Consider the following 19,710-nt stretch of genomic DNA (forward strand, 5'->3'; position numbering starts at 1 on the left):
AAAAGTCCCGTAGGGACGGAACATGGGTAACACCACCGGTGGCACCCCAAGCAGGTCTGCAAGTGCCGTAGGTACGGCATATAAAAGCACCAAGGGTACGGAGCCACTAAGACACCAAGGCGCAAAGAAAAGAGAAAGGTTGAACACTTGAAGAAGTGTTTCAAGGCGCATGAAGACACAGTACCTAAACTCAAAATGCGTAAGAAGAAGCAAGAATACTTTACGATAGACAAAAAAACTCTGACCACCGCAGAGAAAGGGAGACCACAGAGAAAAGTCCCGTAGGGACGGAACATGGGTAACACCACCGGTGGCACCCCAAGCAGGCCTGCAAGTGCCGTAGGTACGGCATATAAAAACACCAAGGCTAAGGAGCCACTAGGACACCTAGGCGAAAAGAAGTGAAGAAGACTAAACCCGTGAAGAAGTATTTCAAGGTGCGTGAGGCACGACACCTAAACTCGAGATAAGTAAGAAGAAGCAAGAAGACTTTGTGAGCGACAAAAAAGAAGAGACTATGGCCACCGCAGAGAAAGGGAGGCTACAGAGAAAGAGTCCCGTAGGGACGGAAAGTGGGTCACACCTACGGTGGCAACCCCCAACAACACTAAAAGTACCGTAGGTACGGCATATTAAAACACCAAGGCTACGGAGCCACTAAGACACCAAGGCACAAAGAAGAGAGAAAGGTTGAACACTTGAAGAAGTGTTTCAAGGCGCATGAAGACACAGTACCTAAACTCAAAATGCGTAAGAAGAAGCAAGAATACTTTACGATAGACAAAAAAACTCTGACCACCGCAGAGAAAGGGAGACCACAGAGAAAAGTCCCGTAGGGACGGAACATGGGTAACACCACCGGTGGCACCCCAAGCAGGCCTGCAAGTGCCGTAGGTACGGCATATAAAAACACCAAGGCTAAGGAGCCACTAGGACACCAAGGCACGAAGAAGAGAAGAAGACTGAACCCGTGAAGAAGTGTTTCAAGGTGCGTGAAGACACCACACCTTAACCTAAAGGTGTGTGAAGATACAGCACCTTAACCTTTGGGTGTGTGACGGCAACGCACTCTAACGTACAGCCAAAAAAAATCCCGACAGGTGTTGACCCATCGGGATTGCAAGTAAAGAGGTGAGTAATTTAGATTGAAGTGTCAAGGTAAAAAGACTACCGCACACTTCAAAGACAATTATCAGTGGCTTAGCGTGTCAGTGCCATCAAAAGATCATGCTCAGTGATGATGTGCACCTTATTCGTCTCATCTCTCACCAACAGCGCCTTATTGTCCTTGTTGATCAGAGAAGAAAGCACATCGACGGTGTTGTCCATGCCTACAAACTGAAACGACGGATCCATTACCTCACTTACAGGTTTGTCCTTAATGCTCGGATCCTGGATCAGGCTATTGAGCAGCTTGGTCTCGTGTACACTGCCTACAAAATGATCTTTATCCGCCACCGGAAGCTGTGAAATGCCATCGATATTGAAAACGCCAATCACATCGCCCACTTTCATATTCTTGTTGACTGTTGTGAGTTTGGTATAGCCATTGCGGCGTTTGATGATGTCTCTGGCGGTTGCAAAAGTTCTTTCCTCCAGGAATCCATGGTTGCGCATCCATGCATCGTTATACACCTTACCCAGATAGCGTGTCCCGTGGTCTGGCAGAATGATCACCATGACATCGCCGTCTTTCAGATGCTCTTTTGCATACTCAAGCGCTCCATATGCCGCCGAGCCACACGACCAGCCCACAAAAAGTCCCTCTTCCCTCGCCAGGCGCCGGGTCATGATCGCCGCATCCTTGTCTGTTACTTTCACAAAATGATCGATCGTTGAGAAATCCACATTCTTAGGCAGGATGTCCTCGCCAATACCTTCCGTGAGGTAAGGATAGACTTCATTGGGGTCAAAAATGCCTGTCTCTTTGTATTTTTTGAACACTGACCCGTAGGTATCGATACCTACTGTGACAATATCTGCCTTTTGCTCTTTCAGGTATTTGCTCGTTCCGCTGATGGTGCCGCCTGTGCCCACACCAGCTGCATAGTGCGTTATTTTACCGGCTGTGTCTTTCCAAATCTCCGGTCCCGTTGACTCGTAATGAGCCTTGTAGTTGGAAAGATTGTCGTACTGATTGGGGTAAAGCGAGTTTGGAATCTCTTTGTTCAACTTTTTCGCCACAGAGTAGTACGACCTCGGATCGTCGGGTTCTACATTGGTGGGGCAAACGACCACTTCCGCCCCTACGGCTCTCAGGATGTCTATTTTTTCCTGCGACTGCTTGTCGGCCATGGTAAAAATGCAACGGTAGCCTTTGGCAATAGCGACGAGAGCAAGGCCCATGCCCGTGTTTCCGCTAGTGCCCTCTATAATGGTGCCTCCGGGCTTGAGCAGGCCTTCCTTCTCCGCATCTTCAATCATTTTCAATGCAATCCTGTCCTTCACAGAGTTACCAGGATTCATGTACTCGACCTTCACCAGAATGGTGCCTTTTATGCCCGCCGACACCTTGTTCAGCTTCACCAAAGGGGTGTTTCCTATGGTCTCAACGATATGATTATAGTAGTTCATCAATTTTGGATTTGTTGAACAAAGTTAGGCAAAACTCATCGGGTTGCGAAAAAGAAATCGGTAACAAATGGTTAAATTGGATAGCGGCACGTGCTGTCTGCTCATTCTTTATATTTGCATACAGAAGCGACAAATATGCGACAAACTTTGACTATCGCCGTGGACTTTGACGGCACCATTGTAGAACATGCTTACCCAAAAATTGGCAAGCCCATCCTGTTTGCTGTAGAGACACTCAAAGCACTGCAAAAACGCAATCACCGGCTAGTGCTTTGGACAATTCGGGAAGGCAGGTATCTGGAAGAAGCGATCGCCTACTGTGAAAAACAAGGCCTCACCTTTTATGCTATCAACGAAACCTTTCCCGGCGAGGGGTTTGAGGAAGGACAAAGTAGAAAAGTGAACGTGGATCTTTTTATCGACGACCGAAATATTGGCGGACTGCCTCCCTGGGGCGAAATATGGAAAATGATTGAGGGGGATGAGATGGAAATGGCTAAGGAAGCTTCAAAGAAAGGGTTTTTGCAACGAATTTTTGGCGGGTAGTGGTGAACCTACTCCCTCAGGGCCCATTGCAGGATACCCCAAGGGGATTCTCTTATATACAAGCTTATCATGAAACGATATCCTTTTGGTGTCTCTCGAAGAGGACACCGAAAGGGTTGGATAGCGCTGATGCCCTTTGTGAGATACATGGAGCAGGCTACTGTAGCCTTCTCAAGCATAAGAATGAAAAGTAGTGAGACTATCTCCCTCAGGGTCCCTACCGGAGACCCCAAGGGGAAGTGATGTAGCTAACTCCCTCAGGATCCCTGCCGGAGACCCCAAGGGGATTTTTCTCCAAACAACCTTATCCCGAAAACCATATCCTTTTGGTGTCTCTCGAAGAGGACACCGAAAGGGTTGCCTAGCGCTAATGTACTTTGTAAGATACAAGGATTGGACTTCTGTAGCCTTCTCAAGCCTGAGAATGAAAAGAAGTGAAACAATCTCCCTCAGGGCCCCTACCGGAGACCCCAAGGGGAAGTGATGTAGCTAACTCCCTCAGGGTCCCTAGCGGAGACCCCAAGGGGATGGTTATCCGAACAAGCTTATTGAAAACGACACCCTTTTGTTGTCTCTCGAAGAGGACACTGAAAGGGTTGGTCAGCGCCAATGCTCTTTTTCAGATACATGGAGCAGACTTCTGTAGCCTTCTCAGGAATGAGAATAAAAAGTAGTGAGACTATCTCCCTCAGGATCCCTACCGGAGACCCTAAGGGGAAGTTTTGTGGAGGCTCTCCGATCACAAGAGTGCAAGAGGCACAAATAGGGGCCATTACTGCACAAAAAAAGGTCAGCGTTGTGCTGACCCTTCATTCCAGTATTTTTGTGCGACTATCCGGTTTTATCTCCTGCGGCCTACTTTGTAGTTGCCTCTGTATCTTGATGAAGCGCTTCTTCTGCGGCCTCTTGGCTCAAAGCGGAGGTTCACCTTCAACGACACAATCGGGCCAGTAATTGACACTGTTTCCACAGTAAAGCTATTTGGATCTTCTGTAACTGTCGAAAAGGCCTGCTTATAGCTCCCTATCGGAAATCTGCCCTCAAGTCCAACATCTATATAGTTGGTTACATTGTAAGATACCCCAACCAGTGGGTAAAACGAATTGGCCCGACCTGTGTCAGAGCCCTCTTCGTCAAGGCCTGTATTGGCACTTCTTTTATAGGTTCTTTGGATAAAGTTGATCGAGGCTCCTGCACCCACATATGGGAAAATTTTGTCTTTGGAGAGTGTTTGGAATTCATACAAAAAGTCCAGCGATACCGGCATGATCTTGATCTTCAGGTACTCCTCTCTGGTGAGCCCTCCAAGGTTGATGGGCTCAGATTTGTCGCTGGTAGAGAATTGCCCCACAGAAAGTCTGCCAAAATAACTATCATACACCCGGAAACCCACACCTCCACCATAGTACAAACCCCCACCCAGCTTCATATCGAAGCCAGTTAGATAGGAGTCATTGTTCCAATAGCCGAGTGAAGGCTTATAGTATCCTCCTTCCACATTGAGGTAGGTAAGTGAGGCCTGCCCAAAGGCAGCCTGCCCCGCAAAAATAAAAAGCACTAGTAAGGCTGGTATAAATCCACGCATACATTTAAGAGTAAGTGGTTTCAATATCTTCTTATCCATTTCGAATCTAATATCAATCACCTCCAGAGGCTCCGCCCTGGTTGTGGCAAGTGTTCAGGCCATCGTTCAACCGATCCGTGGCGGCTTTGACAGCGGTGTTTCTCAATGCATTTGCCTCATTCGTCATCCTCGTCTTTGCAGCGGCCGCTTTCGCCAGGTTAGCTGCCAACTGGTTGGAAATAGCTGTTAATTCGAGGTTAAGCAGCAATGTACTGTTGTACAAATCGATGGCGTAGATCAACGTATTCAGTATATTCAACAATTCAATCTCAGCTGGAGTAAAGACAGTAGAGCTGGCTATGCTGGCAGCAAAAGCATCGTACTGAGCCCTAAACACCAGGTTTCTTTCTGTGTAGCGGGTGTTTGCCGCTGCAATGCTGGTTGTACGCAGGGCAATAGCCGCTTGAATATTTTCCGAATCTTTGTTACTGATCAACACCAACTGGGCATTGTAGGCTGAGTCGATCTCAGCTACAGTCGTATTGTACGCCCGTCGTGCTGCTGCCTCGCAATCAAGCTCTAAGGCATTTACTGCAAATACTTTCGTTTCGATTAACGGAACTGTAACTTCTAATGTCCGGCCCCCATCGTTCAATACCCGGCCACCAGTAGGCAAAGTCATGGTTGGCACAAGCGGAGCCAGCTGAGGATAGTCTTTCAGCAGCCCCTGAATAGAAGCGATCAACGATATCAGGTTACTGTTGGGGTCGCTCACGCCATTTTTTATTTGCGTAGGCAGTGAGTTGACATTCAAGCCTTTGACGGCGTTCTTTTGAGAGGTTGACAGCGCCTGAGTCAATGCTGTGAGCTGGTCTCGCACCGCCGCCAATGCTGCAGGGTTGGTGTTAACATTGGCCAGATTGCTACCGAAGGCTGTTTGGCCATCTGTGTTCATGCTCCCCGGTGTGATATCATCGGGCGTTACATCTTCCAATGTCACATCACCAACATCAATCCCTCCAGAAGGAAATTCGTAATCAAAATTAGGTACGGGTCCTACGATCTGCTGCTCGCAGTCCGAAAAAATAAGCAGCATTGCCACCAGTACCGAGCCTTTTAAAAGTATTCGTTTCATTGACTTTGAATTTTGACCCAAACTGACACCCCTACCGAAGAACAATTGGTTGAGCCAGTTGATAATAACAACTTTCAATGCGCAATTTACTAGTAATTTGCTTCTTAAGTTGCAATCTTATCGGATAAATTATAATATTTTAAGTAATGATAATAAATGATTTTTAATAAAAGAAGGATGCAAAGCCCTAAGTGACCTGTCTGTTTGCCGGTACTTCATCAGGCTTTCCCCATCGTTTTGGTTGCGAAGGTATTCGTAGGTGAATAGAAATTGGTTAGCCGGGCGCACCTGAAGGTATTTGTTTTTATAAAATGCTTTTGGAAAAAGTGGCATGGCCCATTGTACCCCCCCGTTGAAGCCTCTGGCAGAGGCTGTCATGTACAGCCCCATCTCATTGTTGCCAAACTGACGAAACAACTCAATTCTGGAACCATAATCCTCGTAGAGAAACCGTTCGAAGGAAACCTTCGTCCAAAGGTCGTGCTGTGGAAAGGAATGCATCCACCAAACTCCTCCGCTTACATACTCCAACGGTTCCCGGTACAGCACCCGATCCTCGTAGGCATAGGTAGCGGATAAAGTGGCTGCTACTCCAAAATAATTCCTTCCTGCCCTGATGACATAGTCAACGCTGGCTCCATACTGCCTGTTGAGGAAGGTACCGGCGGAAGCAACGAAAATGTGGTTAGGGATAAAAGATTTGGTATAACTCAGGCTGATCTGACCCGGCCTGCTGCTGAAACCGAAGCGGCTTTCAAAATCGTTTTGAATGGGGAATATCCATTGCACGTCGGCACTCAGCCCAAAAGGTAACAAATAATTGATTTTGGGGGCCAGCGCCAGCTGCGTGCGAAATATATCGAACTCGTCACCAAATTCAGCAAAAACTACCGGAGCAACAGAAATATCGAGTTTATAGGGCCATCCCCCAGCAACCGATGGCTTTATTCTTCTCGACGGCCTATCATTGTTTGTAGCGGCCGTCACATTGCCGCCACTCAGTGTGGTCCATGGGCTGCCATACCACATCAGCGTGAGGGCTACCGTGTCTGACTTTGCCACCCAATCAGGCAGTTCATTGAGTAATACCACCGGATTGCGGTGCAGGCGGTACTCCAAAGTATAGTGCCCTCTTCCCTGCTCGTCTTTGAAATATTGAATGTTCTCCGCACCTTTGGATTGCAACAGCTCTCTGAGGGAATCAGCAGGCTGGGCCAGCGCCTCCGAAAAGGCAAAGAGCGTAACCAAACCTATTGTGATAAAAATACTGTTTGCAAAAAGGCGCATGAAAATTGGATTTCTACTCACAAGTATACTGCTTTTTGCAGGAACCCTGCGCCCCTGCCTGGCACAATTTACCCTTACCGGGCAGTCGGGCAACTTCCTCGTGCCGGAAGCCCGGGTGATTGGGGACAAGAAAATAGCCTTTGGCAGCAGCTTCAACCCACAAAAAGAGGCCCTCATTCTTTATCCCAATAGACGAGGGACGCACGAAATTCACAATTTTGTGACCCTTGGTTTTCTCCCATTTATGGAGCTTACTTTTAACCTCACTCCTATCCTTGAAGCTCCCCTGGACTATGGTATCGGCGATCGTTCCGGGAGCATGAGGTTCCTGCTCAAAAAGGAAACCGATAAGTTTCCAGCTTTGCTTTTCGGCATGTATATCCCGCTGGGCACGAGCAATTTTGTGGATTCCAACTTTATTACCGGCACCAAGCATTTTAAGCTGGGTGTTAAAGATTTGACAGTTAATCTTGGCGTAGGAATTCCCTGGGTTTTACGAGCTACTATTAATAGAGGTTATCACTTTAGTGGATTTGTAAGAAAAGAGAATGACTACCAGGTAGGCGTGTTTGGTTCGGCCAGGTTGTCCCTAACAAAATTTCTGCTAGCCTCGGCTGAGTATGAATCTCGCAATGTGAATGTGGGCCTGATAGGGAAGCTCTTTCACGACAAATGTTCTGCCAAGTTTTATACTCTTAACTTTCAAACAGTGGGCATTGGGGTGAGTTATAGTGGGGTGGTGAAGTGATAGGATGGGGTCGGAAGACCGGAGACAGAAGACCGGAGACGGGAGGAAGGCGTCGGTACGGCGAGGGGCATTTTGAGTTGGGGCCGTCAGACGCCCAGGGCAGCGAAAGGTTAACGACAGAGGGGGAACAGGAGTCTATGGTTGTCAATTCAGAATGTTTCGACGAGTGAGGAAGTGAGGAGCGGGGGAACGGAGTCTGGAGACGGGAGAAAGACGACATTCGGATATTCGGACGCTGGGGTGGTCAGACAGTCGGATGCTCAGACAGGGGTCGGGAGACGGGAGACCGGAAACGGGAGGAAGGCGTCGATACGGCGAGGGGCATTTTGCGTTGGGGCCGTCAGACGCCCAGGGCAGCGAAAGGTTAACGACAGAGGGGGAACAGGAGTCTATGGTTGTCAATTCAGAATGTTTCGGCGAGTGAGGAAGTGAGGAGCTGGGGGAACGGAGTCTGGAGACGGGAAAAAGACGACATTCGGATATTCGGACGCTGGGATGGTCAGACAGTCGGATGGTCAGACAGTCGGATATTCAGACAGGACATGTAAGTGAGCAGTGAGCAATGAGCAGTTGAAGAACGAAGTTAGAAGACAGAAGAAAGACGACATTCGGATGTTCGGACTGTCGGATATTCAGATTGGAGATGGAAGTGAGCAGTGAGCAGTTGAAGAACGAAGTTGGAAGACAGAAGACAGACGCTCGGATGGTCGGACAGTCGGATATTCAGACAGGAGTCGGGAGACAGGAGACAAGACCAAGAAGCGGCGGTACAGTGGCGGCCCCTGATAGTCAAATGCTGAGAGGGTAGGTAAAGCCCCACAACTTCATCATTAAACATACGCCAGGGTTGATAGCAGCTGCCTTACACAAGAAGATCAGTAACGGGCAGCCCCCTATAAGATTGCCCGACTAATTGGCGCTCAAAGCCCGACGGCCATTGGGGTATGACAGGCGAATGCCTGCTGTGGGGGCAATGGTTTGGCTGATGAAGTCCTTGAGCCTGGCTACCAGTTCGTGTCCTTCCAAATACACCCTTTCTTCTTTCAACTGCTCCAGGAAGGCGAAAACCCCCTGGATGTCGAACTCGGGCATTTTCGTAATCAGAATCTGTGGGTGGTGAGTGACTATGTGTTCTTCCGTTTCGTAGTGAAGTTCTTCATACAGCTTTTCGCCATTTCTCAAGCCAATAAAGTGGATCTCAATGTCTCTTTCAGGCTGCAATCCCGACAGTAATATCATTTTTCGGGCCATGTCAACAATCTTCACAGGTTGCCCCATATCGAAGGTGTACAACTCTCCTCCCTTGCCCATCACGCCGGCCTCCAGCACCAAATGGCACGCCTCAGGTATGGTCATAAAAAAACGGGTAACTTCCGGGTGCGTGATAGTAATAGGCCCACCCTCGTTGATTTGCTTTTCAAACAAAGGAATCACTGATCCGTTTGATCCCAACACATTACCAAAACGGGTAGTAATAAAGCGTGTATTGGAGTTGTTCGTTCGCTGGATACACTGCACATATACCTCTGCCATCCTTTTGGTCATGCCCATTACACTGCTGGGATTGACCGCTTTGTCAGTGCTGACGAGTACAAACTTTTCAACATCGTACTTACAAGCCTTGTCTACCATTATCTTGGTTCCAAATACGTTGGTTTGAATGGCTTCGGTAGGATGATCCTGCATCATCGGCACATGTTTGTAGGCCGCAGCATGGTAAATAACTTCTGGCTTCTCGTCCCGAATGATCCGATCAATCCTGGCTTCATTCAACACACTGGCCACATAAGGTACTACCTTTGTGCGGCTCTTCGTGGTTTGTTGCAGTTCGTAGTTGAGTTCGTACAGCGGTGTTTCAGCCTGGTCTAATAAGATAACCTTCGACACATGGTTGAGTACCAGTTGACGGGCTATTTCACTACCAATCGAACCTGCGGCACCTGTCACCATCACTACTTTTCCACTCAACTTCGATTGCAGGTTCTCGGTTCTCAACTGAATGGGCGCCCGTTGCAAAAGGTCTTCGATTTTGACCTTTCGAATACTTTTCGCTTCCAGTTGTCCATTGAACCAGTCTTTTACCGGCGGTGTTTGCTTCACATCCACCTTGGCCCGAAGGCAGTATTCCACCAATTGGTTTTTCTTTTCAGACGGCAGATTAGGAATGGCAATGATCAGCGAGTCAATTTTGTTTCTCTCCAAATAATCCGTTTCCAACACGTTGCCATCAATCACATGAACTCCCTCCAGAAGTTTACCAATTTTATTGTGATCGTCATCAAGAAAAGCGACCAGCTTGTAGTTGACACGAGCGTCCCTCATCAAAGAGCCCTTTGTTAACATACCCGTAAGATCCGCTCCGTATATGACAACCCTTTCGTATTTCATATTCCCCTTTACCAGGCGGAAATACACTATTTTCACAAAGAACCGGAGGCTGATTAGCAAGATGACTGTTAAAAAGAAATGAAGGGCTATCGTAGAATAGGAGAATCTCCTGATCAGTTCTCCGCCTCCATTTTCAGCCATCACTCTCAATAAAATCATCAAACTGCTTCCTAAAAATGCAGCTCCAAAAACCTTGATCGCATCTGCCAGGGAAGTATGCCGGATAATCCCTTTGTGCGACTGGAACATCAAAAAACTTAGCAGGTACATAGGAATTACCTGCAAAGAAAAGTAATAAATTGTTTGTAGGTTAATCTCACTCAACTTGAGGTTTGACACAATGAGGTAGGCAAATGGTATAGCTACTACTACAATCATCAAGTCAATCGCTAATATGAGCCAGTGCGAGATGAACTTCGAAGAGTTGCTAATAATGAACTTTCTTAACATATGGCTTAGTCGATCATTCTCCCCTTAACATTGAAAAGGGAGATAAAGATACAAATAATACTTTGAATAGTTCAATTATCCAAAAAATAATGAGGCAGTTGCTACAATGCCTCAAAGGTAAAGACTCAAAAAAAATTGCCCTAGAATGCTCAGCAACAGGTTTTACAGTTTCAATCAATGGTAGGCATACAGGCTGACACCAGCTGTTGAGCGGCAAAGATCGGATGAAGAGTACATATTACAATTAAAAAACTATTAAAAATTTGTTTTTATTATAAAAAAAGGCGCTTCGATACAGGTAAATAGAAATTTTCAGTTTCAAATACTCACCTCATTGCTAAAGAATGACTATTGACACTCAGATAGTCAGATGGTCAGACAGTCAGATGGTCAGATGTTCAGATGTTCAGATGTTCAGATGTTCAGATGTTCAGACAGGAGACGGGAGACAGAGGTCGAAAGACGGGAGTTGGGTGGTGTGCAGTGATATTCGCACGATCAGACAGTCAGATGTTCAGACAGCCATACAATCGGATATTCAGAACGGCGGCTCCAAGGTGATTTAAAAAAACTGCTCTTTCCGGAGCCCGAGCTAAACCTTTAAATATACCACCCTGATAACCTGTTTTAGTGTGTGCTGTTCTTCCCTTTCTTCATTACCCGATGAATAGCCGTGATCACTTTTTGTTTTTGCTGCCCGGTGAGGTTGGATCCGGAAGGCAGGCAGAGGCCATCTCTGAAAAGCCGCTCGGACGTTCCGTTCAGGTATTTTGGCGCCCCGTTGTACACAGGCTGCATGTGCATAGGCTTCCAAAGTGGGCGACATTCCATGTTCTCTTTCTCCAGGGCCAGCCTAATATCCTCTCTGCTCACTCCTTCTCCTTTTTCCGGATTTACCAATACAGTGGTCAACCACCGATTTGACAAATGGCCGGAAGGCTCAGGAAGAAATGAAATACCCGGGTAGCCGGACATCTCTTCTCTGTAAAAATCATAGTTGGCTCTTCGCTGTTGCACCCTTTCTGCCAAAACTTCCAGCTGTCCTCGCCCAATACCGGCGCAGATATTGCTCATGCGGTAGTTATATCCCACCTCGGTGTGCTCATAGTGGGCGGCAGGCTGGCGTGCCTGAGTGGCCAGGTAGGTGGCTTTCTCCACCCACTTCTTTTGAGGAGACAGCAATGCGCCCCCGCCGGAAGTAGTAATAATCTTGTTGCCATTGAAAGACAATACGCTGATGTCTCCCAAACTACCGGTGGGCCGGTCTTTGTAAGTGGAACCAAGGGCCTCGGCCGCATCTTCTATCAGGAATATATCATACTTGTCGGCCACTTGCCTGATTTCATCTGCTTTGGCTGGCATGCCATACAAATGCACATAAATAATGGCTTTGGGCTTTTTCCCCTGTTTGACTCTGTCTATTATCGCTTCCTCCAATAAACTTGGATCCATGTTCCAGGTAGCCGCTTCGCTGTCCACAAACACAGGTGTGGCGCCCTGGTAGAGAATGGGATGCGAAGACCCACAAAAGGTAAAAGACTGACAGATCACTTCATCGCCACGCTCCACTCCCGCTATGATGAGCGCCAGGTGAATAGCTGCGGTGCCTGAGCTAAGTGCTGCTGCAGGGATGCCCACCAATTGCTGAAGGGACGCTTCAAAGGCATTCACGTGAGGCCCCAGCGGCGCAATCCAGTTGGTATCGAAAGCTTCTTTTACATAGTTCAACTCATTGGCACCCATGTGCGGAGAGGAAAGCCAGATTTTTTCGGAGGGGTTTGACATGGTTGTCGGAAAACGGATAGTTTTAAAAAATCGCTCAAAGGTAGTGATTGTTTTGGAAGAATGAAGACGGGTGACCGAAGACCGGAGACGGGAGATCGGAGACGGAAGACCGGAGGCGGGAGGCGGGAGACAGGAGACAGGAGACGGAAGATGAAAGGAAGGCGTCGGGACGGCGAGGGGCATTTTGCGTTGGGGCCGTCAGACGCCCGGGGCAGCGAGGGGATAACCGCAGAGGAAGAAGAGGAATCTTTGGCTGTCAATTCAGAATGTTTCGGCGGGTGAGAAGGTGGGAGACGGGAGAAAGACGACATTCGGATATTCAGACGCTCGGATGTTCAGAATGGAGTCGAGAGACCGAAGACAGGAGACAGGAGACCGAAGACCGGAGGAAGGCGTCGGTACGGCGAGGGGCATTTTGCGTTGGGGCCGTCAGACGCCCAGGGCAGCGAGGGGTTAACCGCTGAGGGAGAAGAGTCGATGGCTGTCAATGCACAAAGCTTCGACAGACCAGGAAGTGAGGAGCTGGGGGAACGGAGACGGGAGGAAGGAGACATTCGGATATGCGGACGCTCGGATGTTCAGAAAGGAGTCGAGAGACCGAAGACGGGAGACTGGAGTCGGACCGAAGGCGTCGGTACGGCGAGGGGCATTTGCGCTGGGGCCGTCAGGCGCCCGGGGCAGCGAGGGGATAACCGCTGAGGGAGAAGAGGAATCTTTGGCTGTCAATGCAAAATGTTTCGGCGGGTGAGAAGGTGGGAGACCGGAGTCGGAAGACCGGAGACAGGAGAAAGACGACATTCGGATATTCAGACGATCGGATGTTCAGAATGGAGTCGGGAGACCGGAGTCGGAAGACCGGATCGAAGGCGTCGGTACGGCGAGGGGCATTTGCGTTGGGGCTGTCAGACGCCCAGGGTAGCGAGGGGTTAGTCTCTGAGGGAGAAGAGTCGATGGCTGTCAATGCACAAAGCTTCGACGGATCAGGAAGTGAGGAGCTGGGGGAACGGAGACGGGAGGAAGGAGACATTCGGATATTCGGACGCTCAGATGTTCAGAAAGGAGTCGAGAGATCGAAGACGGGAGACCGAAGACGGAAGGAAGGCGTCGGTACGGCGAGGGGCATTTGCGCTGGGGCCGTCAGACGCCGGAAAGGTTAGTTTTTTGCTAAAGCCCCTGAGAGGGTGACCCGCCTACGCCGGAGATTTCGGTCTGGAAACACTGACAGGCCAATGGTTATGGCAGGTAACCCTGCTGGGCCGAAGGTTTCGGCGGGTAACCCGCCTTCGCTAAAGCTTCGGCGGGTAAAAAAAAATCCCGCTGACGTCAGCGGGATTCAGGTAACCATGGTTAAGGACTTCAGGTACTTCATGCAGCTTGATTTGGTTCAACATCAGCGGGCAACACGAGTTTGTCGTTGTCCACCTTTACGAACTTCGCCAAAGAGATTTGATCCTTTAGCTCATTGCCAGGGGTAAACAGGATCCTGATATTTCGGATGCTGTATACATTTACCTCCTCAGGCAACTCGTGCCCGGTGCTGCTGATACCGATGCTGAACTTACCCAGCGGCCCTAGTTCGATGGGTCTGCCATCGAGCAGGTATTCCGGGATGAGCTGAAGAAAGGTTTCGATGACCGCATATACATCAGCCATGTTGACGGTGCTTCGTGCCCATATCGCTTTAATGAACTGACGCATCTGAACCTGACGGTCTCTCTCGATGGCAGCATAGTACTTGAATTGTCCACCTCCGGCCACTCCCGGCTCGGCACGGCGAACTGTTTTAAATTGAATTGACATAATTGAAAATTGTTTAAAATGTGAAACGAAAATTTAAGTTTGAGCCGGGTACCGGCGGCTCAGTGAGGAGTGCATTGTTCTTCGAAATGAGGCCTCAAAAGGAAGGTGAATTTACTCTTCGTGTACACTAAAAAACATTTCAATATTGATGCCAAAAAATTCTCTCTCAGGAAAAATTTGGAGAAAAATATAAATTATTTTCACATACGTTATTTTTTATTTGTGAATCGAAGGAGTTTTAGCATTTAATTGCCTTTTTGTTCACCCATTTACATTTCAATCGATTGAACTACCAATATATCCTGAAAATTAATTTTCATTCATTTTGATGTATTAGGAAATTTATGTGCCTGCTAGTTATAGAAACGGATTAATTAATTCAATGAGAATTAATTGATCGTCGCAACGTTGGTGGGGTTAGTAGGGCACCGGAGGGCGGCGGTGTGACATGGCAGAATGAAGGGAAGAAGTGGAGTCGAGTTTGCTGGCCGAACAACCTCACCCCGTTCCCCTCTCCTTAAAAGAGAGGGGTGGCATCCGTGACAGCTAAAAGATCTCATCAGCTTACAACCTTCTGACCTGCTACTACCCTATGCACAACGTCATTCCGCCGGGAGCCAACGGATTGGCTCGGGCATTGACGATTGTTCGGCGACCGGAGGAATCTACGGTCTCCGATGCAGACTGTCTCAAAATCTTCATCTGGCTAACACGCCTCTCATCAGTTCGCTGCTTTTAGTGGGGGATGGTGACTCCGCCAGCTGGCGGATCACCATGACGTTGTGGTCATGCAACGGCTGGTTTGGGAAGCAGTGCAGTAAGGCGTGGTGCCCACAGCGATAGCTGGTGGCAATACCTCGGTGTGATGGGAAGGTTGGAGGCTGAGAAGAAACACCTCACCCCAACCCTCTCCTCATAGGAGAGGGCGAATGACCTTCAGTGGTATAAAGCCAGCGCTACCCCTACACCCCTAAGCCGGGCACGGCATCAGCATCAAGTTAGCGGGGCAGACTTTCAGATGTTCTGATTGTTCGGACGAGTCGGATGTTCTGATGGTAAGGAGCGGAGATTAATTTAACCGCAGAGAACACGGAGGAAGCTACGCCAAACATGAGTGTCAACTTCGCTTGCTGAAGTATTCTCCTCCCAGTTTTTTCGGTTTGCGGCTTTGTGTGAGGTGTATAAAAAAAACCTCAAAATGAGGCCAAAAATGAGCGGATTGAAAAACATAGCTATAATTGATGTCAAACATAGCTAACATTGGCCTGAAACATAGCTATAAATGGAGGCAAACATAGCTATGATTGGGATGAAACATAGCTAGAATTGAAGTGGATTATAGCTATGATTTGGGAAGGGGGTGAAAATGAGGTAAAAGAAGGCTGAAATAGATGACCCTCCCGGGTCGGATGGTTCGGATGTTCGGATGTTCGGACACTCGGATATTCCGATGGTTCGGACTGAAGGATGGTGAACCTGGCTAAAGCTTTGATTGACGGGTCGGATGTTCAGATAGTTCGGACTGGGCCAGGAAAGGGCAAGAGCCTAAGTGAACAAAACTTTCGGCTGACGACAACACAGGCTGAAGCCTGAGATGTTGGCCCGCAGTGACATCAGGAGTGCTGAGGAAAGAGTCCCATAGGGACGACATATGGGTAACACCAAAGGTGGAACCCCCATCATGGAGCGAGTGCCGTAGGTACGGCATATAATAGGACCACGAAGGCGCTGAGGCGCAGAGGAAGGGTTAACCACAGAGGAGCACAGAAGGGCGCAGAGAGAAGAAAGAGAGGGCAGGCTGAAGCCTGGAGAAGGTGATTCTACAGCTCCTGATGTTCCGATGGTTCAGATGGCAGGACGTTTCGGACACTCGGATGGTTCTGATGGTTCGGACTGAAGGACGGTGAGCCTGGCCAAAGCTTTGGTTGACGAGCGGACTTTCGGATGATCCGGACACTCGGATGGTTCGGATGGCAGGCTTGCGGAGACGAAGTAGCGCAAAGAGTCCCATAGGGACGACACGTGGGTAACACCATAGGTGGCACCCCACATAATAGAGCGAGTGCCGTAGGTACGGCATATAATAGGACCACGAAGGCGCTGAGGCGCAGAGGAAGGGTTAACCACAGAGGAGCACAGAAGGGCGCAGAGAGAAGAAAGAGAGGGCAGGCTGAAGCCTGGAGAAGGTGATTCTACAGCTCCTGATGTTCCGATGGTTCAGATGGCAGGACACTCTGATGTTCGGATGGTTCCGACTTTCCGAAAGTCTGAATGTCTACAACAAAACCCACCTGGCCCAGAGCATACCAAGGTACTCGTGCATGACGAGTTCGGTTTTTTTCAGGCTGCTGGTGGACGGTAAAAAATCAAATAGCGTTAATCGGATTTCTGTTTTGATGAGGTGATTGGTGGGGGCGGCAATGGGCTGCAAACCCCTGGCCTTAAACAGCATCATGGCCCGGGGCATGTGGATGGCATCGGTGGCTACGACTACCCTACTGCTTTTGCCAAAGCGAGCTGCAAATTTCCCAGCTTCCTCCCAGGTATTGAGGGCTCCTCTGAGCTGGAGGGTATCCGAGGGCGGCACGCCCAGAGCCAGGGCACCCTCTGCTATCGCTTGTGCCTGGTTGATCTTTTGACGAACCAGACCGGCCGAGCCGGCTACTTTGGCATTTGGTAACTGTTGGTAAATGCGGACAGCCTCAACAAGTCTGCCTAAAGTAGTTGTGCTCAACCGGTTCAAGGGAGGTAGCTTTTCGTTGTAGCCATACCCCGCTCCCAGCACAATAATAGGTATCGGTTTATCAGAAAGCGTGAGCTGACCCGGATCACATGCCGGGTAACTGCTTTCCAGATGACGGATCAGGTAGTTGGGGACGAGGGATGTGGAAGCGGCAAAAAAAAGACTCGCTGACAGAAAGAAACTTACCAGGGCACTCTTTTTCCTGCCGTTAAAACGAAAAAAAACTCCCAGGAGCAGGAGTAAGATGGAGATGAAGACCGGGTGGATGAAATAGGTAAGGAGGGCTTTCACAGATGGGGTAGTGATCGGATTGATCCGCTATTTAGTTTGATGGTGCAGAATAAACTGAGCTACTTTGTTTGTGAATACCCTGGCACCGGTGCCATTAAGGTGAGCCGGATCGGCAAACCATTCCGGGTGTGCTAAAAACTCGGGAGACTGATTCAGCATTAGATGCGGTATCCGATTTGATTTCAGTATTTTTGTCAACTCTTCATAAACACCTTGTTCACTCGTCTGGATCCGAAATACTGGCGAAATTGTCACAATCAGTTCAACATTATTTGATCTGGCAACATCTATGAATCTTTGCAAATAGGTTAATTTGGTGGAATCAATTTGATAGTCTATTCTCTCCAATTCCTCTAGCCCCCCCTTCCAATTTCCATTTAAAGGGTTGTAGCCCTTGTCTATTTTGTAAGGAATCGTGTAACTCCCTATGAGTTGAGCCAACTTGGAATTGTACCTGAAAAGTCTTGATTGGACTTTCAACACCTCTGAAAACCCTTGCATCGTAATTAAAGTATCAAGTGAATGTACTTTTCCGTAATAGGGCAGTAGCTGATTGAGGGCATCAAATCCAAAATCGCTTGAAACCGTTAAATCCTTTCCCGAAAGATCTAAAATTATTATTTCTGGTTTATACCTCTCTAAGATACCGGTTAGCACTACATAGTGGTAATAGATTCCCTTACCATCCATACCAGCATTAAATGCTGACATATTTAGACTGTCTTGCAAAAGGTAAGAAACAAAATGATGCCTGGCCTTGGAAGACCCCATAGCGATGAGTTTTTCGTTTGATTCTGACATTACATAATTAATGTCATGAATATCCCCGTAAGGCGCTTTAAAAAAGTAACGCTGAAAAACAGGAGAAAGGCCTTGATCCACTAAGAAAAGGACTGCGATAATTAAAACAGCTTTCGCTATGAATGTAACGCTCTTACACACTGCTAGAATTGAAAGTAAATAAATTGACCTCCGTCAAAAACGCCGATCAGAAGGATCAGAAGTGAAAGGCAGACATAAGCAAAGAACCTGACTGGATAATGCTGCTTCCATATGGACACTAGCCTGGGAGCAAATTCCTGAATTGCCTCAACTCCCACTAAAACCAAAACGCCTACAAACAAATAAAATAAGGTCGTTTTGTCGAGAAATACGGTGGTTTTCAAATGAAAGAAGCTTCGGAAGATAAGCAAAGCATCACCTATGCTATTGGCTCTGAAAAACACCCAAGCGATCATTACCAGTGCCATGGTGATCACATAATATATGAATCGCAGCAGGGGCTGTTTTGAAGGCGTATTGGTTTTGAAAAACTTTTCTACTACCTGATAAAAGCCATGAAGGCCGCCCCATATCACAAATGTCCAGTTGGCTCCATGCCATAGTCCGCTAACCACAAACGTAGTAAAAAGATTGAAATAGGTGCGGGCACTGCCCTTCCGGTTGCCGCCCAGGGGGATGTAGACATAATCCTTGAACCAGGTAGAAAGAGAGATGTGCCACCTTCTCCAGAAATCTGTGATGGTGGGAGCAAAGTAAGGGCGCCGAAAGTTGATCATTAGCGAGAAACCCAATATTTCGGCACAGCCGATGGCGATTAGGGAGTATCCGGCAAAGTCGCAATAGATCTGAATGGCGAATATGAACGTAGCCAGTATAAAACTTAGACTTGTGTGGAATTCCACATGATTGTAAATAGCATCGACATAAATAGCGGCCCTGTCGGCGATCACCAGCTTGATAAAAAAGCCCCACAGTGCTTTTTGCATGCCCGAGGAAATATTGTCCACATCAAAGATCACTTTCGACTTAAATTGTGGCAATAAATTCTTGGCTCTTTCAATGGGGCCTGCCACCAGCTGAGGAAAAAATGAAACGAACAAGGCGTAAATACCAAAGTGTTTTTCTGCCTTTATTTCACCCCTGTACACGTCAATGCTGTAACCCACCGCCTGAAAGGTATAGAAGGAAATACCCACCGGCAAAAGAAGGTCGAGATTTGGTACCGGCCATCTTATGTGTAGTACAGTTAGACCATCATACACTGATTGGTTGATGAAATTGAAATACTTGAAAACAAATAGAATGGAAAAGTTGATCAGCACACTCAGATACAAGTAAAACTTCCTCTGTTTGTCCTTTTCTGACTTTTCTATCCCCAGTGCAAATAGATAGGTGGTAAATGTCGAAAAAAGAATGAGAAGAGCATAAACGGGCTTCCAGTTCATGTAGAAGTAGTAGCTTCCAGCTAAAAGAAGGACCCAACGGAATTTGTGGGGAAGCTGGTAGTAAACGATCGTAATCGCAAAAAAGAAATAAATGAAGTGGAATGAGTTAAAAAGCATCCCTAGCGCTCAGTTTCAGAAAAAACATTATATCCTATTTTCGTTAGGAGCATT

General features: G+C 47.9%; 16 protein-coding genes. 5 read left to right on the forward strand and 11 right to left on the reverse strand.

Translation table 11 applies throughout. The features are described from left to right. Window positions 1–1,200 precede the first annotated feature (1,200 nt). Window positions 1,201–2,574, reverse strand: a complete 1,374-nt coding sequence (locus AAC052_RS26255) for a cystathionine beta-synthase (protein ID WP_317488102.1) — start codon at window positions 2,572–2,574, stop codon at window positions 1,201–1,203. Between the two features lie 135 nt (window positions 2,575–2,709). Between AAC052_RS26255 and AAC052_RS26260 the strand changes: the two genes are divergently transcribed. Together AAC052_RS26260 and AAC052_RS26265 are read left to right on the forward strand one after the other, a co-directional pair. Then, window positions 2,710–3,120, forward strand: a complete 411-nt coding sequence (locus AAC052_RS26260) for a hydrolase (RefSeq protein WP_339816117.1) — start codon at window positions 2,710–2,712, stop codon at window positions 3,118–3,120. A gap of 69 nt (window positions 3,121–3,189) precedes the next feature. Further along, the gene (locus tag AAC052_RS26265) at window positions 3,190–3,363 is read left to right on the forward strand and encodes a hypothetical protein (protein ID WP_339816118.1); all 174 of its coding nucleotides are present in this window, start codon (window positions 3,190–3,192) and stop codon (window positions 3,361–3,363) included. A 598-nt stretch (window positions 3,364–3,961) separates the two neighbouring features. Here AAC052_RS26265 and AAC052_RS26270 read toward each other — a convergent pair. The 3 genes from AAC052_RS26270 to AAC052_RS26280 form a co-directional block, all read right to left on the reverse strand. Next, on the reverse strand, window positions 3,962–4,705 hold the full coding sequence (locus tag AAC052_RS26270) for a hypothetical protein (protein ID WP_339816119.1): 744 nt from the start codon (window positions 4,703–4,705) through the stop codon (window positions 3,962–3,964). Window positions 4,706–4,757: 52 nt separating this feature from the next. After that, window positions 4,758–5,819, reverse strand: a complete 1,062-nt coding sequence (locus tag AAC052_RS26275; protein WP_339816120.1) for a hypothetical protein — start codon at window positions 5,817–5,819, stop codon at window positions 4,758–4,760. Window positions 5,820–5,948: 129 nt separating this feature from the next. Next, window positions 5,949–7,106 carry a hypothetical protein gene (locus AAC052_RS26280; RefSeq protein ID WP_339816121.1) on the reverse strand — a complete coding sequence of 386 codons (1,158 nt, stop codon included), beginning with the start codon at window positions 7,104–7,106 and terminating at the stop codon, window positions 5,949–5,951. Between AAC052_RS26280 and AAC052_RS26285 the strand changes: the two genes are divergently transcribed. Continuing rightward, window positions 7,105–7,854: a hypothetical protein gene (locus AAC052_RS26285; RefSeq protein WP_339816122.1), complete on the forward strand. Its 750-nt coding sequence runs from the start codon at window positions 7,105–7,107 to the stop codon at window positions 7,852–7,854. The two genes, AAC052_RS26280 and AAC052_RS26285, sit on opposite strands and share 2 nt — an antisense overlap. Window positions 7,855–8,763: 909 nt before the next feature. Here the strand turns inward: AAC052_RS26285 and AAC052_RS26290 are convergent. After that, a complete protein-coding gene (locus AAC052_RS26290) occupies window positions 8,764–10,692 on the reverse strand; it encodes a nucleoside-diphosphate sugar epimerase/dehydratase (protein ID WP_339816123.1) in 1,929 nt (642 codons plus the stop codon). Between the two features lie 627 nt (window positions 10,693–11,319). After that, window positions 11,320–12,477 carry a DegT/DnrJ/EryC1/StrS family aminotransferase gene (locus AAC052_RS26295; RefSeq protein WP_339816124.1) on the reverse strand — a complete coding sequence of 386 codons (1,158 nt, stop codon included), beginning with the start codon at window positions 12,475–12,477 and terminating at the stop codon, window positions 11,320–11,322. 60 nt (window positions 12,478–12,537) lie between these two features. Between AAC052_RS26295 and AAC052_RS26300 the strand changes: the two genes are divergently transcribed. Continuing rightward, window positions 12,538–12,759 carry a hypothetical protein gene (locus AAC052_RS26300; protein WP_339816125.1) on the forward strand — a complete coding sequence of 74 codons (222 nt, stop codon included), beginning with the start codon at window positions 12,538–12,540 and terminating at the stop codon, window positions 12,757–12,759. A 382-nt stretch (window positions 12,760–13,141) separates the two neighbouring features. On the opposite strand, the gene AAC052_RS26305 is transcribed toward AAC052_RS26300, so the two are convergent. Further along, on the reverse strand, window positions 13,142–13,438 hold the full coding sequence (locus AAC052_RS26305; RefSeq protein WP_339816126.1) for a hypothetical protein: 297 nt from the start codon (window positions 13,436–13,438) through the stop codon (window positions 13,142–13,144). On the opposite strand from AAC052_RS26305, the gene AAC052_RS26310 reads away from it, so the two are divergent. Further along, entirely contained in the window at window positions 13,438–13,662 is a 225-nt protein-coding gene (locus AAC052_RS26310; RefSeq protein WP_339816127.1) for a hypothetical protein, read from the forward strand. The genes AAC052_RS26305 and AAC052_RS26310 overlap by 1 nt on opposite strands. Before the next feature lie 180 nt (window positions 13,663–13,842). Here the strand turns inward: AAC052_RS26310 and AAC052_RS26315 are convergent, their stop codons facing one another. The 4 genes from AAC052_RS26315 to AAC052_RS26330 form a co-directional block, all read right to left on the reverse strand. Next, window positions 13,843–14,277, reverse strand: a complete 435-nt coding sequence (locus AAC052_RS26315; protein WP_339816128.1) for an HU family DNA-binding protein — start codon at window positions 14,275–14,277, stop codon at window positions 13,843–13,845. 2,275 nt (window positions 14,278–16,552) lie between these two features. Further along, window positions 16,553–17,311: an ElyC/SanA/YdcF family protein gene (locus AAC052_RS26320; protein ID WP_339816129.1), complete on the reverse strand. Its 759-nt coding sequence runs from the start codon at window positions 17,309–17,311 to the stop codon at window positions 16,553–16,555. Between the two features lie 27 nt (window positions 17,312–17,338). Then, entirely contained in the window at window positions 17,339–18,253 is a 915-nt protein-coding gene (locus AAC052_RS26325) for a hypothetical protein (protein WP_339816130.1), read from the reverse strand. Between the two features lie 2 nt (window positions 18,254–18,255). Beyond that, the gene (locus tag AAC052_RS26330) at window positions 18,256–19,656 is read right to left on the reverse strand and encodes an MBOAT family O-acyltransferase (protein ID WP_339816131.1); all 1,401 of its coding nucleotides are present in this window, start codon (window positions 19,654–19,656) and stop codon (window positions 18,256–18,258) included. Window positions 19,657–19,710: the final 54 nt, after the last annotated feature.

The organism is uncultured Imperialibacter sp., from assembly GCF_963974565.1.
In the GTDB taxonomy this organism is placed as follows: domain Bacteria; phylum Bacteroidota; class Bacteroidia; order Cytophagales; family Cyclobacteriaceae; genus Imperialibacter; species Imperialibacter roseus.

What these genes read in the sequence shown, in the direction of transcription:
- AAC052_RS26255 (WP_317488102.1), bottom strand. Translation starts at nt 2,574, where the DNA reads ATGAACTACTATAATCATATCGTTGAGACCATAGGAAACACCCCTTTG.
- AAC052_RS26260 (WP_339816117.1), top strand. Translation starts at nt 2,710, where the DNA reads ATGCGACAAACTTTGACTATCGCCGTGGACTTTGACGGCACCATTGTA.
- AAC052_RS26265 (WP_339816118.1), top strand. Translation starts at nt 3,190, where the DNA reads ATGAAACGATATCCTTTTGGTGTCTCTCGAAGAGGACACCGAAAGGGT.
- AAC052_RS26270 (WP_339816119.1), bottom strand. Translation starts at nt 4,705, where the DNA reads ATGCGTGGATTTATACCAGCCTTACTAGTGCTTTTTATTTTTGCGGGG.
- AAC052_RS26275 (WP_339816120.1), bottom strand. Translation starts at nt 5,819, where the DNA reads ATGAAACGAATACTTTTAAAAGGCTCGGTACTGGTGGCAATGCTGCTT.
- AAC052_RS26285 (WP_339816122.1), top strand. Translation starts at nt 7,105, where the DNA reads ATGAAAATTGGATTTCTACTCACAAGTATACTGCTTTTTGCAGGAACC.
- AAC052_RS26280 (WP_339816121.1), bottom strand. Translation starts at nt 7,106, where the DNA reads ATGCGCCTTTTTGCAAACAGTATTTTTATCACAATAGGTTTGGTTACG.
- AAC052_RS26290 (WP_339816123.1), bottom strand. Translation starts at nt 10,692, where the DNA reads ATGTTAAGAAAGTTCATTATTAGCAACTCTTCGAAGTTCATCTCGCAC.
- AAC052_RS26295 (WP_339816124.1), bottom strand. Translation starts at nt 12,477, where the DNA reads ATGTCAAACCCCTCCGAAAAAATCTGGCTTTCCTCTCCGCACATGGGT.
- AAC052_RS26300 (WP_339816125.1), top strand. Translation starts at nt 12,538, where the DNA reads ATGAAGACGGGTGACCGAAGACCGGAGACGGGAGATCGGAGACGGAAG.
- AAC052_RS26310 (WP_339816127.1), top strand. Translation starts at nt 13,438, where the DNA reads ATGCACAAAGCTTCGACGGATCAGGAAGTGAGGAGCTGGGGGAACGGA.
- AAC052_RS26315 (WP_339816128.1), bottom strand. Translation starts at nt 14,277, where the DNA reads ATGTCAATTCAATTTAAAACAGTTCGCCGTGCCGAGCCGGGAGTGGCC.
- AAC052_RS26330 (WP_339816131.1), bottom strand. Translation starts at nt 19,656, where the DNA reads ATGCTTTTTAACTCATTCCACTTCATTTATTTCTTTTTTGCGATTACG.